The organism is Neorhizobium sp. P1_A6, from assembly GCF_056406795.1.
In genome coordinates, this window is record NZ_JBFTZM010000010.1 from 66,792 (window position 1) to 80,228 (window position 13,437).

Here is a 13,437-nt window from a genome sequence, read left to right on the forward strand (position 1 = left end):
TCATGCTGACCGCCCGTGAACGCATCGAACGGCAGATGGCCGATCCCTCGCTCGTCCGGCTCCATCGCAAGCTTTCGCGGCTGAAGTCGACGGTCACGATGATGAACACCGGCGCCCATCCCGACGACGAGCAGAACGGCATGCTCGCCTGGTTCCGCCTTGGCCTCGGCATGCGTGTCATCATCGCCTGCTCGACACGCGGCGAGGGCGGCCAGAACGCGCTCGGCCCCGAACGTCTCGGCCCGCTCGGGGTGATCCGTTCCCGCGAACTGGAAGAGGCGGCCCGCGCGATCGACGGCGACGTCTCCTGGCTCGGCCACGGCCCCACCGATCCGGTGCACGATTTCGGCTTCTCCAAGGATGGCGACGCCACCTTCACCCGCTGGGGCGAGGCCCGCACGGTCGAGCGCCTGGTGCGCGCCTATCGCATGGAACGGCCCGATATCGTGATCCCGACCTTCCTCGACGTGCCCGGACAGCATGGTCATCACCGGGCCATGACCCGGGCCGCGGAGACCGCGATTACACTCGCCGCCGACCCCAATGCCTACCCCGAACATTTCGCCGAGGGCCTGAAGCCCTGGAAGGTCGCCAAATATTACCTGCCGGCCTGGTCGGGTGGCGGCGATACCTATGACGACGAAGTGCCGCCTCCGGATACGACGGTAACGGTCGTGGCCGAGGCGCGCGATCCCGCCACCGGCGCGGACTATGACCGGATCGGCGAATGGTCGCGTTATTATCACGCCTCCCAAGGCATGGGTCACTGGCCGAAACGTCCGGAGAAGGATTGGCAGCTGCACCTGAAGCTCTCCGCCACCGGCTCGCATGCCGAGCGATCCGTTCTGGAAAATCTGCCCGCATCGCTCGCGCTGCTTGCGGATATGCCTGACCTGACCGCCAATATCGCGGAAGCTCTGCGGTCCGCTGACGCCGCCATTTCCGTGGCCATCGCAGCCTTCCCGGACCGCGATGCGATCATCGAGGCGCTGACCGAAGTCGCCGGATGGCTGGATACGGTTGCGACCACCGCGACCCCGCGTTTCCAGGAACTGCATGGTCATCGGATCGCCCGCAAGCAGCGGGAAGTCGATGCCGCGATCATCGAGGCGGCTGCGATCTTCGAACGCGCCTATGCCGATCCCTCGGTCATCTCACCCGGAGGTTCCGCCACCCTCACCGTGGAGCTCGGGGAAGGCGCGTCGGATCATTGGGTGGGTATCCGCTCCGTCCTGCCGGCGGGCGTCTCGTCTTCCGTTCAGTCGCTTGCGGGCGACCGCGTGCTGTCGTTGACCGCGGCAGCGGATGCACCGCTCTCGAGCCTCTATCTGCCTGCATGGTCGGCGCTCGGCGGCAACGGCCATGCGCATATGGAGGTCTCGGCCGAGATCGGCGGGCGGATTGCCACCGCCGCTTTCGATCTCGAAGAGCCCTTTGCGGTGACGCCCGCCCAGTCGTTGACCCTGCTGCCGGATGCGTTGCTCGTGCCGCTCGGCACAAAGCAGACCGAATGGCCGATCAAGGCCAATGTTGCCGGCGCCAACGCACCGGTCTCCTTCAAGACGCCTCCAGGCTGGGTAATGAAGAAGACCGACGACGGCTGGATTGCCTCTCCGACCGATGCGGCCAAGCCCGGCCTCGTCGAGATCGAACCGCAGATCGATGGCCACCCGGCCTTCCAGGTCACGCCGATCGCCTACCGGCATATCGGCCGCACCAGTTTTCGCGCCCCCGCCACGCTGAAAATCCTGTCGGTTGACCTCAAGCTGCCCGAGGGCGCGCGGATCGGTTACGTCGGCGCCGGTGCCGACCGCGTCGGCCTGTGGCTCGCCCGCATGGGCCTCGACGTCACCGAACTCGACGCCCAGGCGCTATCCGGTGATCTGTCACGCTTCACCACCATCGTCGTCGGCATCTTCGCCTTCGGCATCCGCAGGGATCTTGCCGCTGCGACCGAGCGCCTGCACCGCTTCGTCGAAGAGGGCGGCCACCTCGTGACCCTGTACCACCGCCCGACGGATGGTTGGGACCCGAACGAGACCCCGGTTCGCCGCATCGAGATCGGCTCGCCGTCGCTGCGCTGGCGCGTGACCGATCCGAAGGCCGAAGTCACCGTGCTGGCGCCAGACCATATGCTGCTTAAAGGGCCGAACGTCACCGGCCCCGAAGACTGGCAGGGATGGGACAAGGAGCGCGGCCTCTATTTCGTCTCCCGCTGGGATGACGCCTATGAGCCGCTTCTGGCCATGCACGATGCCAACGAACAGCCGCTCAAGGGCGCGCTGATCTCCGCTGCCATCGGCCGCGGCCGCCACACCCATACCAGCCTCGTGCTGCACCACCAGCTCGACAAGCTCGTTCCCGGCGCCTTCCGGCTGATGGCGAACCTCGTACAGCCGGCGTGAGCACCGAGGCAGTCCCCGAAACGGATCGAGAGCGGGCTTCGAACGCGCGCATAGGCATCGGCTGGCTGCTTCTCGACATGACGCTGGTCTCCGGCGGCATGACGGCGCTGGTGAAGGCGCAAGGAGCGACCTATCCGGCCTTCCAGCTCGTCTTCATCCGGGCGATGATCGGGCTCCTGTTCATCCTGCCGCTGATCTGGCGGCATCGCGCCGAGATGCGCAGGGTCAAACATCCGTGGCGGAATATCTTTCGCATCTCCTGCAATGCGGTGGCGCTGACCAGCAATTTCCTCGCCATCACCATGCTGCCGCTCGCCATGGTCAATGCGGTCGGCTTCTCCCGGCCGCTGATCACCATGGCCATGGCGGTCGCCATGCTCGGCGAGACGGTGAGCCGCATCCGCTGGCTCGGCGCCGGCCTCGCCTTCATCGGCGTACTGATCGTCATGGCGCCCGGCACGTCGAGCTTCGATATCGAGGTGATCGTTGTGCTGGTTTCGGTCGTCTTCGGGTCGCTGGCGATCATCCAGACCCGGGCGCTGAAGGACGAGAACACCACCGTGATGATGGTCTTCTATACGGTCGGCCTCGCCATCATCACCGCCGTGCCCGCCGTCTTCACCTGGAAACCGGTCATGCCCTTCGACTGGATCCCGCTGCTCGGCATCGGCTTCCTCGCCCAGTTCGGACAATATTGTTTCCTGCGCGCCTATCGGATCGCCGATGCCAGCGTGCTCGCGCCCGTCGGTTACCTCTCGATCGTCTTCGTCACCATCACCGGCTACGTCTTCTTTGGCGAGGTGCCTGAGGTGAGGGTGGTGATCGGCGTGCTGATCATCCTGGCCGCACTGCAAGGCGCCGCCTGGCTCGACCGCCGCCGCCGCCGCGCCCGACTTTGATGGCGATATAGCGCAAATGCCGAGCAGGCGTTCTGGCCGGTCGATCTCTATATGTCTCGGAAAAAAATTGGTGGAGCTAAGCGGGATCGAACCGCTGACCTCTTGCATGCCATGCAAGCGCTCTCCCAGCTGAGCTATAGCCCCATCAGGGTGGTCCGGTATTTTCCGGTCCTGGGAAACTCCGCCGGGCGCCTGTAAGGGCTGCCCCGTTGGAGTGGCGGCTTATTACTTCCGGTTTACGGAGAGTGCAAGCCGTATTTTGTGCGCCCGGCAATTTTTATTGAATTGCCGGGCCTTAACTTCGATATCGGATCAGACTTCGTCGTCGTCGCCGGTCACGCCGATGATGCCCGACATGTCGTCATCATCTTCATCTTCGTCGGCTTCCAGGAAGGTATCGTCGTCGTCATCGCCGATATCGACATCGTCGTCATCGCCGATATCCGGGATATCGTCGCCGCTGGCGGCCTCGTCGCCCTCTTCGAGCGAGACGAGTTCGACTTCCGGATTTTCGGTATCGACTTCCTGGACGTCTTCTTCCTCGGCCTGTTCCATCTTCTTGGCGGCGCTGTGCTCCTCGAAGAAGGACAGCGGCCAGGATTTGCCGGAATAGGGGGAAACGACCGGATCGCGGTTCAGGTCGTAGAATTTCTTGCCGGTATCGGGGTCGGTCCGCTTGGTTCCGAGTTCCGCTTTTGCCACAGTCAGAGCCTCATGAGATGGCCGAATATTTCGGCGCGCCGCTTGGACAGCGGCCTTATAGGGTGAAAATCTAAGCCGGTCCCCATAAGGCCTGCGCTCTTTGATGTCAAAGACAAACTTTTCATGGACCTCATAAGAGCGAATACGGTGACCGGTGGCAGGCTTTATGTTAGTGACGACGGGAAAATTTTACCGCAAAGGGCCGGCCTGCCGTCTCTCCGGGCGGAAGCGACAAGAGGTTGAAAAACATGTGCCAGCCGCCGCATTTTCGCGAAAAGGATCTCGGAACTCAGCATGCGCTGATCGGGACCTATCCGATCGGTCTGCGGGTCACACCCGGGGCGATTCGGGAAGCATGAGTTTGACGTCCAAGCCAGCAATCGTCATCGCCATCGACGGTCCCGCAGCCGCCGGCAAGGGCACGCTGTCGCGGCTGATCGCCGACGCCTATGGTTTTCATCATCTCGACACCGGGCTGACCTATCGCGCCACCGCCAAGGCGCTGCTCGATGCAGGCCTGCCGCTCGACGACGAGAAGGTCGCCGGGAAGATGGCCCGTGAGGTTGAACTCGCAGGGCTCGATCGCGATATATTGTCCACCCACGCGATAGGCGAGGCGGCCTCGAAGATCGCGATCATGCCGTCCGTCCGCCGGGCTCTGGTGGAGGCACAGCGTGCCTTTTCCCTGAGGCAGCCGGGAACGGTGCTCGACGGCCGGGATATCGGTACTGTCGTCTGTCCCGATGCGCCGGTGAAGCTCTATGTGACTGCATCCGCGGATGTGAGGGCAAGGCGCCGTTACGACGAGATCGTCGGCAAGGGCGGCGAGGCGGATTACGAGGGCATCTTCGCCGACGTGAAGAAACGCGACGAGCGTGACATGGGCCGGGCCGACAGCCCCCTGAAGCCCGCCGACGATGCGCACTTGCTTGATACCTCGGAAATGAGTATAGAGGCCGCGTTTCGGGCAGCGAAGACCATCATCGACGCCGCCCTGCAGAGACAATCGAAATAGAATAGCCCGAGGTTCGGTCCCCGCGCCGGATTGCCTCCCCCGGATAACGCCGATGAGGGAGGCGGACCTGACCTTTGGGCATGTGCAACACGAACCACCGGCGCTGTATGGGCCCGTATCGGGTACCTCAGGAGATTTCATGGCAGTATCTAACCCCACGCGGGAGGACTTCGCAGCCCTTCTCGAAGAATCCTTCGCTTCCAACGATCTGGCGGAAGGCTATGTCACAAAGGGCATCGTCACCGGGATCGAAAAGGACATGGCCGTCGTTGACGTCGGCCTCAAGGTCGAAGGTCGCATCGCGCTCAAGGAATTCGGTGCCAAGGGCAAGGACGGTTCGCTGAAGGTCGGCGACGAGGTCGAAGTGTATGTCGAGCGCATCGAAAACGCGCTGGGCGAAGCAGTTCTGTCGCGCGAGAAGGCTCGCCGCGAAGAAAGCTGGGTCAAGCTCGAACTCAAGTTCGAAGCTGGCGAGCGCGTCGAAGGCGTCATCTTCAACCAGGTCAAGGGTGGCTTCACCGTCGATCTCGACGGCGCTGTTGCCTTCCTGCCGCGTAGCCAGGTCGACATCCGTCCGATCCGCGACGTCACTCCGCTCATGCACAACCCGCAGCCCTTCGAAATCCTCAAGATGGACAAGCGCCGCGGCAACATCGTGGTTTCGCGCCGCACGGTTCTCGAAGAGTCCCGCGCCGAGCAGCGTTCTGAAATCGTTCAGAACCTCGAAGAAGGCCAGGTTGTCGACGGCGTCGTCAAGAACATCACCGATTACGGTGCGTTCGTTGACCTCGGCGGCATCGACGGCCTGCTGCACGTCACCGACATGGCATGGCGCCGTGTGAACCATCCGTCGGAAATCCTGTCCATCGGCCAGCAGGTCAAGGTACAGATCATCCGCATCAACCAGGAAACCCACCGCATCTCGCTCGGCATGAAGCAGCTCGAGTCGGATCCGTGGGATGGCATTGCCGCCAAGTATCCGGTCGGCAAGAAGATTTCCGGTACCGTCACGAACATCACCGACTACGGTGCATTCGTCGAGCTGGAGCCGGGCATCGAAGGCCTCATCCACATTTCTGAAATGTCCTGGACCAAGAAGAACGTTCATCCCGGCAAGATTCTGTCCACGACGCAGGATGTTGACGTGGTCGTTCTCGAAGTCGATCCGTCCAAGCGCCGTATCTCGCTTGGCCTGAAGCAGACGCTCGAAAATCCGTGGCAGGCATTTGCCTACAGCCATCCGGCCGGCACTGAAGTCGAAGGCGAAGTCAAGAACAAGACCGAATTCGGCCTGTTCATCGGCCTCGAAGGCGATGTCGACGGCATGGTCCACCTCTCCGACCTCGACTGGAACCGTCCGGGCGAACAGGTCATCGAGGAGTTCAACAAGGGCGACGTCGTCAAGGCCGTCGTTCTCGATGTGGACGTCGACAAGGAGCGCATCTCGCTCGGCATCAAGCAGCTCGGCAAGGACTCGGTCGGTGAAGCCGCCGCTTCCGGTGACCTGCGCAAGAATGCCGTCGTTTCGTGCGAAGTCATCGCCGTCAACGATGGTGGTGTAGAGGTTCGTCTCGTCAACCACGAAGACATCACCTCCTTCATCCGCCGCAACGACCTGGCACGCGATCGCGACGATCAGCGTCCGGAGCGTTTCTCGGTTGGTCAGGTCTTCGATGCCCGCATCGTCAACTTCTCCAAGAAGGACCGCAAGGTCATGCTGTCGATCAAGGCTCTGGAGATCGCAGAAGAGAAGGAAGCCGTCGCTCAGTTCGGTTCGTCCGACTCTGGCGCTTCGCTCGGCGACATCCTCGGCGCGGCTCTGAAGAACCGCGGCAACAACGAGTAATCGACGCCTTTTAGAAATCGAAAACCGCCGGATGCAAGTCCGGCGGTTTTTTCATGCGCAGTTTTTGCGGGTCGAAATCAGGTCCAGCCGGCCATGCGCCAATAGAGGTCGTTTGCCCGGTCCGCATCGTCGGTGGCTTCCTTCGAAGCATCGTCGCCGGGGTGCTCCTGGGCGTGATCATCATCCGGACGTTCTTCGCTGAACGCCTGCTCGCCGGCGGAATGCTGCTGTTCGCCGTCCTCGTCGGTCTTTGAGATCGCCTTCGTCTTGCGCTCCTCGGGGTCCCGCTCGCGTTCTTCCGGCGGATAGGCGACATAGGGCAGGGCGACGCCTTCGCGAAACATCGGCGGCAGGGCGATCGGAAGAGCGAGCTGTTCGGCGACTTCCGTCGCACCCGTGGACGGACCGTTCGCGTTCGCAGAAGTACCGCCGGTGCGGCCCGTTGAACCTGTGCTTGACGGTTCGTCGGTGGCCGGCCGCGCAGGCTTTGCCATGGCGGCGCCCGCTGCCTCGCCCGCCTGCAGGGCCGATTTCCCGATAAGCTCCCTGTCGGTCAACTGCTGCAGCGCCTGTTGTTCCGGCAATTGTTTAGCCGCAACCGGCAGGCTGTCGAGAAGGTCGCTGGTGGCGTCGGCAAGCACGTCCGCAAGCCATATGGTCGTCGCGCCGTTCGCCATCTTCTCCGTATTGAGCGCACGCGCGCCGCCTTGCTGTTCTAGACCGCGCTGGGAAAGCCGGGCCAGCGCCGGCCCATCATAAAAGACGGGTTGAGAGCCGCGCCGATCGCCTGGAACGGCACTCGCGATCTGCCGACCTTCGTTGGCACGCGCCGCAGATGTGCTCTCCGGCGCATCTTCGGCCCGCACGGCAGCAAGCTCCGGGGTTTCGCTCTCGGCGACTTCGGCCGCTTCCTGCGCGGATGCCGAGACAGGTGCGGCGTCCGGATCTGTCTCGGCACTTACCGGCGAGGCATTCTCGTCGATGGGGCTCGGCAATGCGTCGATCTCGGCGGAAAGCATGGCCGGATCCTGAGCGGCGCCGGAAATTGTCGCCGCAACGGGCGCTGCTTCTGCATCCTGCGTAGCTGCTTCTGCGGCAATCGTCTGTGGCGAAGCTCCGCCGAGCGCGGCTTCGTCGCCGGTCAGCATGGCCTCCGCCTCAGCCGCCGCCGCGGGCACGGTTTCTGAAGGCGCTCCGGATGGCGCGGCATTCGCTGGCTGTGGCAACGGGCTCGGCGCCTGTTCCGCTCCGGCATTCTGCCGATAGGAGCTGACGACAGCCTTGGCGGCGAGATCGCGGTCGAGCAGCTGCGCGGTCTCCAGCTGTATGGCGATGCGGGCGGCTTCCGGACTTGTGGGATTGTTGAGGATTTCGACGAGCAGGCGCAGCGAGATGCCCTTGACGAGCTGGTTGAGCGTCCGTTCGAGGGCAGCCTTCTCGGCTGGGTTCATCGCCTTGACCGCGTCTGAGAGGCGCTGGGCATAATCCGCCAACGCTTCGCCTTCGCGGCGCGGCACCTTGATCAGCCGGCCGATGGTCTCGGCGAAGATGGAAAATCCCTGCGCGAGCTGAAGCTGTGCCGAGAGCGAAAGGATATCCAGCCGCCCCGCCGACATCGGCGAAGAACCGATCAACCCGCTGTTCGCCGCGGCATTGGCCACGTCGATCCGCTGACGCAGCATCGGTTGCTGCGAAGGTGTCTGGTAGTCGACGAATGAACTGGTACGAACCGGCGGCAGCATCGTCCGCTCCAATGTCTGATAGAGACGATAGGACAGCTCGGCCGAAGGGTTCTTGTCTTTTCGCAACGATACGGCGTTGCGACCGGAACGCCTCATGGCGTCGCCAGTGCCGATACACAGGATGACTGTGGGGCAAAAAGGTTAACAACTCGCTAACGCGATCCAGTCTTCGCTGAAAGGTCAGCGAAAATGATCCATTGCGATGCAGATGAGGGGGAGATTGGGGGTTATTACCGGATCAAGCAGCCAACTTCTTCTTCAGCAATTCATAAATGCCGATTTCGTCCAGCCGCACCGAAAAGATGTCGGCCTGGGATTTTTCGGCGCTGTCGGTGGCAAGCTCCTCGATTGCATTCGCCGCCATTTCATTGGTCGGCGCTTCATTGTCTGCCAGGGCTTCATCGGTAACGGAGTCGCCCTTGGCGGATTGATCGTCGGAAACGAGGCTGTCGGCCACATCGTCCGTATTGGTATTGGCGACCTGTTCGGCCGCCGCGGCGAAGAGGGCCAACAGTGCGGTGTCGCCGATGGCCGGCGTATCGCCGGTGCCATCGGCAGCCGGCGCGGCTGTCGCCTTGTCATTCGTCTTCTCGATGACGTCCTGAACCTTCTGAACGTCCTCGAGCTTCTTGCCGACCTCCGCCGCCGCGATGTCGTCCTGGCGCTCGGCGCGCGTCTCGGCATCTTCGACACGGGTCGGATCGTAGCCCTGCGGACCGAGCTTCAGTTCTTCGAGCGTCTTCGGATCGGCGACGTCTTCGAGCCGCTGCACGACGCGCTCGACTTCCGTGTCGAGCTTGCCGCCATTGGCCTTGCGGTTGAGGCCGTCCATCAAGCGCTGGTTGTCGTCGCCATAAGGGTTCTTGATCGCCGCCAGCAGCGTGTCCATGGAGACGCCGATGTCGTCGAGGCCGAGGTCTTCGGCGAGTTTGCCGACCTCGTCCGGCATCATCTCCTTCAGCGCATCTTCCAGCGCTTTCCCGAGCTTGTAGGAGGAGCGCGCCTCGTCGGTATCGATGCCGAGCTTGGTCGCCAGACGGTCGACGAGCTCGATCTTCAATTCGTTGGGATCGGTTTTGTTGACGCTGAAAAGGGCGGAGGCGATCTTGTCGCGGGCGCGCCGGGCGTCTTCGCTGGCGCTGATCCGTGCTTCGACAACCGGATCGCTCTTCTTGCCGGTCCGCTGCTCTTCGTCTTTCTTGCGCTGTTCCTCGATGCTGTCGAGCATCGACTGCATCATGTTGGTCGCGGCAAGCCCATAAGTCTGCTGGGTAGGAAGCAACATGGCCCGAAATCCGGTCTCGTCGAAAGGTGCACCGCCAAGCAAAACTAGATTTGAAGGGTTAACGAGACGTTACCGGGTGGCTAGAACCTATGTCACCCTTTATCTATTTAAGCGGCCGCGGCTTCGTTGCCTATCAGCTATGGGCGAAGATATCGGCTTCTTCCCAGCCCAGCAGGTCCAGCTTCGCCCGCGTCGGCAGGAATTCGAAACAGGCCTGGGCCAGTTCGGCGCGCTTGTCGCGCACCAGGCGGTAGGTCAGCTTGTCGCGCAGCGCATGCAGGTGGAGCACGTCGGAGGCCGCATATTCGAGTTGCGCCGGCGAAAGCACCTCCGCTGCCCAGTCGGATTGCTGCTGCGCCTTGGAAACGTCGACGTCGAGCATTTCCTTGAGATTGTCCTTGAGCCCGTGCCGGTCCGTGTAGGTGCGGGTCAGCCGCGAGGCGATCTTGGTGCAGAACACCGGCGTCGTGGTCACGCCGAACGTATGGAAGAGCACGGCGATGTCGAAGCGGCCGTAATGGAAGATCTTCTGGCGCGACGGATCGGCGAGCATGGCGACGAGATTGGGAGCTTCGTTCTGCCCGGCCGCGATGCGGATCACGTCTGCCGAACCGTCGCCCGGCGAAAGCTGCACGACGCAAAGCCGGTCACGACGGGGCACGAGGCCGAGCGTTTCCGTATCGATGGCGATCGCCCCGGTATATCGGGCTGCAGCGACTGCCGGAATATCGCCTTCATGATACCTGATCTCTGCCATGTCCGTCTCCGTCTGCCTGTCTGCAAAGATTCGCTATAAACCACGTTTTTCGTCAGGGATATGGGTGATCTTGGGAAGGCCGCACCGCCAGCGGTCAAATGTGTTTCATTACGCGACCGAATTCTGCGCGGGCATTAGCTCAGCCTTGCAGCTAATGCATTGCTGCATTGCAACCAAGTGGCTTGGCCTGCTTAAACGATTAGCCTATATCTTTGGGCATCGGGCGACGCACTCCTCCTCCCAGTGTTGCCTGATACGGATCGACAACATCCTCCTCCTCCCAGTTGTTGATCAAGTTTAAAGCCTGGCGCACCCTCCTCCCGCGCCAGGCTTTTTCCGTTTTTGGAGCAGGATTTCCTTCAAAACATTGCTTTTTGCCTTACGACAGCCGAGGTGCCGCGATCTGTGATTGGCGTCACGTAGGTGTCACGCACCGCCGATATACGAAACCTCGCCTTCCCTTTGAACTTTTCGTGAGGTTACTATGCGCAAGATTTTTGCCGCTCTGGTCGTTTCGACCGCGCTCGCCGGCGCCGCCCAGGCTGCCACCGTTTATCCGCTGGATCGCGCCACGATCCTCAGCGGCTCCCCCTTCGATTTCAAGGTCGAGTTCAACTCCGTCGTAAAGCCGGAAGACGTCAAGATCACCGTCAACGGCCAGGATTACAAGACTGTTCTCGGCAAGGAAGTCCAGTTCGTCGCGGAAGAAAAGAACAAGGACAAGATCCTCGGTTCTGCCGTCATCCTGCGCGGCCTGACCATCGCCACCGCCGGCGATTACAAGGTCGAGATTTCGGCCGGTTCCGAGACGAAGACCGTCACCTGGAATGTCTACGGCACGGGTTCTGCCCCGAAGGCCAAGAATATCATCTTCATGCTCGGCGATGGCCTTTCGGTCGCGCATCGCACAGCTGCCCGCATCATGTCCAAGGGCATGACCGAAGGCAAGGCCAACGGCCGTCTCGCCATGGACGACCTCGACCATATGGCCTTCGTCGGCACCTCGGCGACCAACGCTGTCGACACCGACTCGGCCAACACGATGTCGGCCTACATGACCGGTCACAAGACCGCCGTGAACGCGATCGGCGTTTATGCCGACCGCACGCCGGACTCGCTGGACGACCCCAAGGTCGAAACGATTGCTGAAGCACTTCGCCGCCAGACCGGCAAGTCGATCGGTATCGTCGCCACCTCCGAAATCGAGGACGCGACGCCTGCCGCCGTCGTCTCCCACACCCGTAACCGCAACGACAAGGCCGATGTCGTCGGCATGCTGCTAGGCGTCAAGCCGGACGTCCTGCTTGGCGGCGGTTCTGCGTATTTCCTGCCGCAGGCGACTGCCGGCTCGAAGCGCAAGGACGACAAGGATTATGTCAAGCTCTTCAAGGATGCCGGCTACACGCTGGCCACCGACAAGAACGAACTTGCAGCCGGCGCAAACGCCAATGGGTTGCTGCTCGGCCTCTTCCATCCTGGCAACATGGACGTCACGCTTGACCGCGAGTTCCTGAAGAAGGGCACCGTCGAGAAGTATCCGAACCAGCCGGGTCTGGTCGCCATGACCAAGGTAGCCCTCGATCGTCTCTCTAAGGATCAGGATGGTTTCTTCCTGATGGTCGAAGGATCCTCGATCGACAAGATGTCCCATCCGCTCGACTGGGACCGTGCCGTCATCGAAACCATCGAATTCGACCAGGCGATCGCGGTTGCCCGCGAATTCCAGAAGACCCATCCCGACACGCTGATCGTCGTCACCGGCGACCACACCCATGGCGTTTCGATCATCGGCACGGTTGACGACGACAAGCCGGGCACCGAGATGCGCGAAAAGGTCGGCACCTATGCCGAAGCCGGCTTCCCCAACTACAAGGACGAAAACGGCGACGGTTATCCGGACAAGATCGACGTTTCGCGCCGGCTCTTCCTTGCCGCCACCAACGGCCCGGACCACTACGAAACCTTCCGCCCGAAAATGGATGGCCCGTTCGTTCCGGCGATCCAGAACGAGAAGAAGGAATACATCGCCAACGAGCAATACAAGAACGTGCCTGGCGCGGTCTTCGTTCAGGGCAATCTCCCGAAGAGCAGCGACAGCGGCGTTCACTCCGTCGACGACGTCGTCCTGCAGTCGTCCGGCCCCGGTTCGGAAGGCTTCAAGGGCTATATGGAAGAAAGCGACATCTACAAGGTGCTCGCCGATACTTTCGCGCTCGGCACCAAGCAGACCAACTAAGGTCTGACGGCCTGCCGCACCCGTGGTAGAACAACGCTCCCGGCCGAGACGCGGCCGGGAATAGCGTTTCAGGAGGGTTTCATGGAAAAGCTCTTTTCAAAGGGTTTCAGCCGCCGCTCCGTGCTCGGCCTGGCCACCGCCGCAGCTCCGCTGCTTGCGGCAGCCCGTTCCGCCGCCGCTGCCGATGACCTCGGTTTTAACGAACTCTATGGCAAGTACAGCGTTCTCGGCCTGGAATTTTCCGACAAGGTGAAGAAGCTGGCGGGCCGTGAGGTGGCGATCCGCGGGTTCATGGCGCCGCCGCTGAAGGCGGAAGCGGCTTTCTTCGTGCTGACCGAAGTGCCGATGGCGCTTTGCCCCTTCTGCTCCTCCGACGCGGACTGGCCCGACAATATCGTCGTCATCTACCTCCACCGCAAGCAGACATTCACCCAGGCGAACGAAACGATCGAGGTGCGCGGCACCCTTGAGGTCGGCTCCTGGAGGGATCCAGATACCGGATTTGTCAGCCTCCTGAGGATCCGCGACGCGGCATATCAGGGCGCGTGAA

10 protein-coding genes and 1 tRNA gene are annotated in these 13,437 nt (G+C 62.1%); 6 read left to right on the top strand and 5 right to left on the bottom strand.

Translation table 11 applies throughout. From position 1 onward, the window contains the following. Positions 1-2: 2 nt before the first annotated feature. A complete protein-coding gene (locus AC1D3C_RS19995; RefSeq protein WP_477484074.1) occupies positions 3-2,405 on the top strand; it encodes a PIG-L family deacetylase in 2,403 nt (800 codons plus the stop codon). Further along, positions 2,402-3,304 carry a DMT family transporter gene (locus AC1D3C_RS20000; protein ID WP_477484075.1) on the top strand — a complete coding sequence of 301 codons (903 nt, stop codon included), beginning with the start codon at positions 2,402-2,404 and terminating at the stop codon, positions 3,302-3,304. The genes AC1D3C_RS19995 and AC1D3C_RS20000 overlap by 4 nt, the downstream gene beginning before the upstream one ends. A 68-nt stretch (positions 3,305-3,372) precedes the next feature. On the opposite strand, the gene AC1D3C_RS20005 is transcribed toward AC1D3C_RS20000, so the two are convergent. Together AC1D3C_RS20005 and AC1D3C_RS20010 are read right to left on the bottom strand one after the other, a co-directional pair. Then, positions 3,373-3,448, bottom strand: a tRNA-Ala gene (locus tag AC1D3C_RS20005). A gap of 168 nt (positions 3,449-3,616) precedes the next feature. After that, entirely contained in the window at positions 3,617-4,006 is a 390-nt protein-coding gene (locus tag AC1D3C_RS20010) for a TIGR02300 family protein (protein WP_037080075.1), read from the bottom strand. Between the two features lie 355 nt (positions 4,007-4,361). Between AC1D3C_RS20010 and cmk the strand changes: the two genes are divergently transcribed. Continuing rightward, positions 4,362-5,021, top strand: coding sequence for a (d)CMP kinase (cmk, locus tag AC1D3C_RS20015; RefSeq protein WP_477484076.1), 660 nt, complete (start codon positions 4,362-4,364; stop codon positions 5,019-5,021). Between the two features lie 139 nt (positions 5,022-5,160). Further along, positions 5,161-6,867, top strand: coding sequence for a 30S ribosomal protein S1 (gene rpsA / locus AC1D3C_RS20020; protein WP_038547850.1), 1,707 nt, complete (start codon positions 5,161-5,163; stop codon positions 6,865-6,867). 77 nt (positions 6,868-6,944) lie between these two features. Here rpsA and AC1D3C_RS20025 read toward each other — a convergent pair whose 3' ends face one another. The 3 genes from AC1D3C_RS20025 to AC1D3C_RS20035 all read right to left on the bottom strand — a co-directional run bounded on the left by AC1D3C_RS20025 (position 6,945) and on the right by AC1D3C_RS20035 (position 10,651). Further along, positions 6,945-8,705 carry a hypothetical protein gene (locus tag AC1D3C_RS20025; RefSeq protein ID WP_477484077.1) on the bottom strand — a complete coding sequence of 587 codons (1,761 nt, stop codon included), beginning with the start codon at positions 8,703-8,705 and terminating at the stop codon, positions 6,945-6,947. 142 nt (positions 8,706-8,847) lie between these two features. Then, positions 8,848-9,894 (bottom strand): hypothetical protein, encoded by a 1,047-nt coding sequence (locus AC1D3C_RS20030; RefSeq protein ID WP_477484078.1) that lies wholly within the window; start codon positions 9,892-9,894, stop codon positions 8,848-8,850. Between the two features lie 133 nt (positions 9,895-10,027). After that, positions 10,028-10,651: a ribonuclease D gene (locus AC1D3C_RS20035; RefSeq protein WP_247038185.1), complete on the bottom strand. Its 624-nt coding sequence runs from the start codon at positions 10,649-10,651 to the stop codon at positions 10,028-10,030. Positions 10,652-11,135: 484 nt separating this feature from the next. On the opposite strand from AC1D3C_RS20035, the gene AC1D3C_RS20040 reads away from it, so the two are divergent. Beyond that, positions 11,136-12,887 carry an alkaline phosphatase gene (locus AC1D3C_RS20040; RefSeq protein ID WP_477484079.1) on the top strand — a complete coding sequence of 584 codons (1,752 nt, stop codon included), beginning with the start codon at positions 11,136-11,138 and terminating at the stop codon, positions 12,885-12,887. Positions 12,888-12,968: 81 nt separating this feature from the next. Then, a complete protein-coding gene (locus AC1D3C_RS20045; RefSeq protein WP_477484080.1) occupies positions 12,969-13,436 on the top strand; it encodes a hypothetical protein in 468 nt (155 codons plus the stop codon). Position 13,437: the final 1 nt, after the last annotated feature.

Excerpts from the sequence above, each read along its gene's own strand:
- AC1D3C_RS19995 (WP_477484074.1), top strand. The coding sequence starts at position 3 with ATGCTGACCGCCCGTGAACGCATCGAACGGCAGATGGCCGATCCCTCG.
- cmk (WP_477484076.1), top strand. The coding sequence starts at position 4,362 with ATGAGTTTGACGTCCAAGCCAGCAATCGTCATCGCCATCGACGGTCCC.
- rpsA (WP_038547850.1), top strand. The coding sequence starts at position 5,161 with ATGGCAGTATCTAACCCCACGCGGGAGGACTTCGCAGCCCTTCTCGAA.
- AC1D3C_RS20025 (WP_477484077.1), bottom strand. The coding sequence starts at position 8,705 with ATGAGGCGTTCCGGTCGCAACGCCGTATCGTTGCGAAAAGACAAGAAC.
- AC1D3C_RS20030 (WP_477484078.1), bottom strand. The coding sequence starts at position 9,894 with ATGTTGCTTCCTACCCAGCAGACTTATGGGCTTGCCGCGACCAACATG.
- AC1D3C_RS20035 (WP_247038185.1), bottom strand. The coding sequence starts at position 10,651 with ATGGCAGAGATCAGGTATCATGAAGGCGATATTCCGGCAGTCGCTGCA.
- AC1D3C_RS20040 (WP_477484079.1), top strand. The coding sequence starts at position 11,136 with ATGCGCAAGATTTTTGCCGCTCTGGTCGTTTCGACCGCGCTCGCCGGC.
- AC1D3C_RS20045 (WP_477484080.1), top strand. The coding sequence starts at position 12,969 with ATGGAAAAGCTCTTTTCAAAGGGTTTCAGCCGCCGCTCCGTGCTCGGC.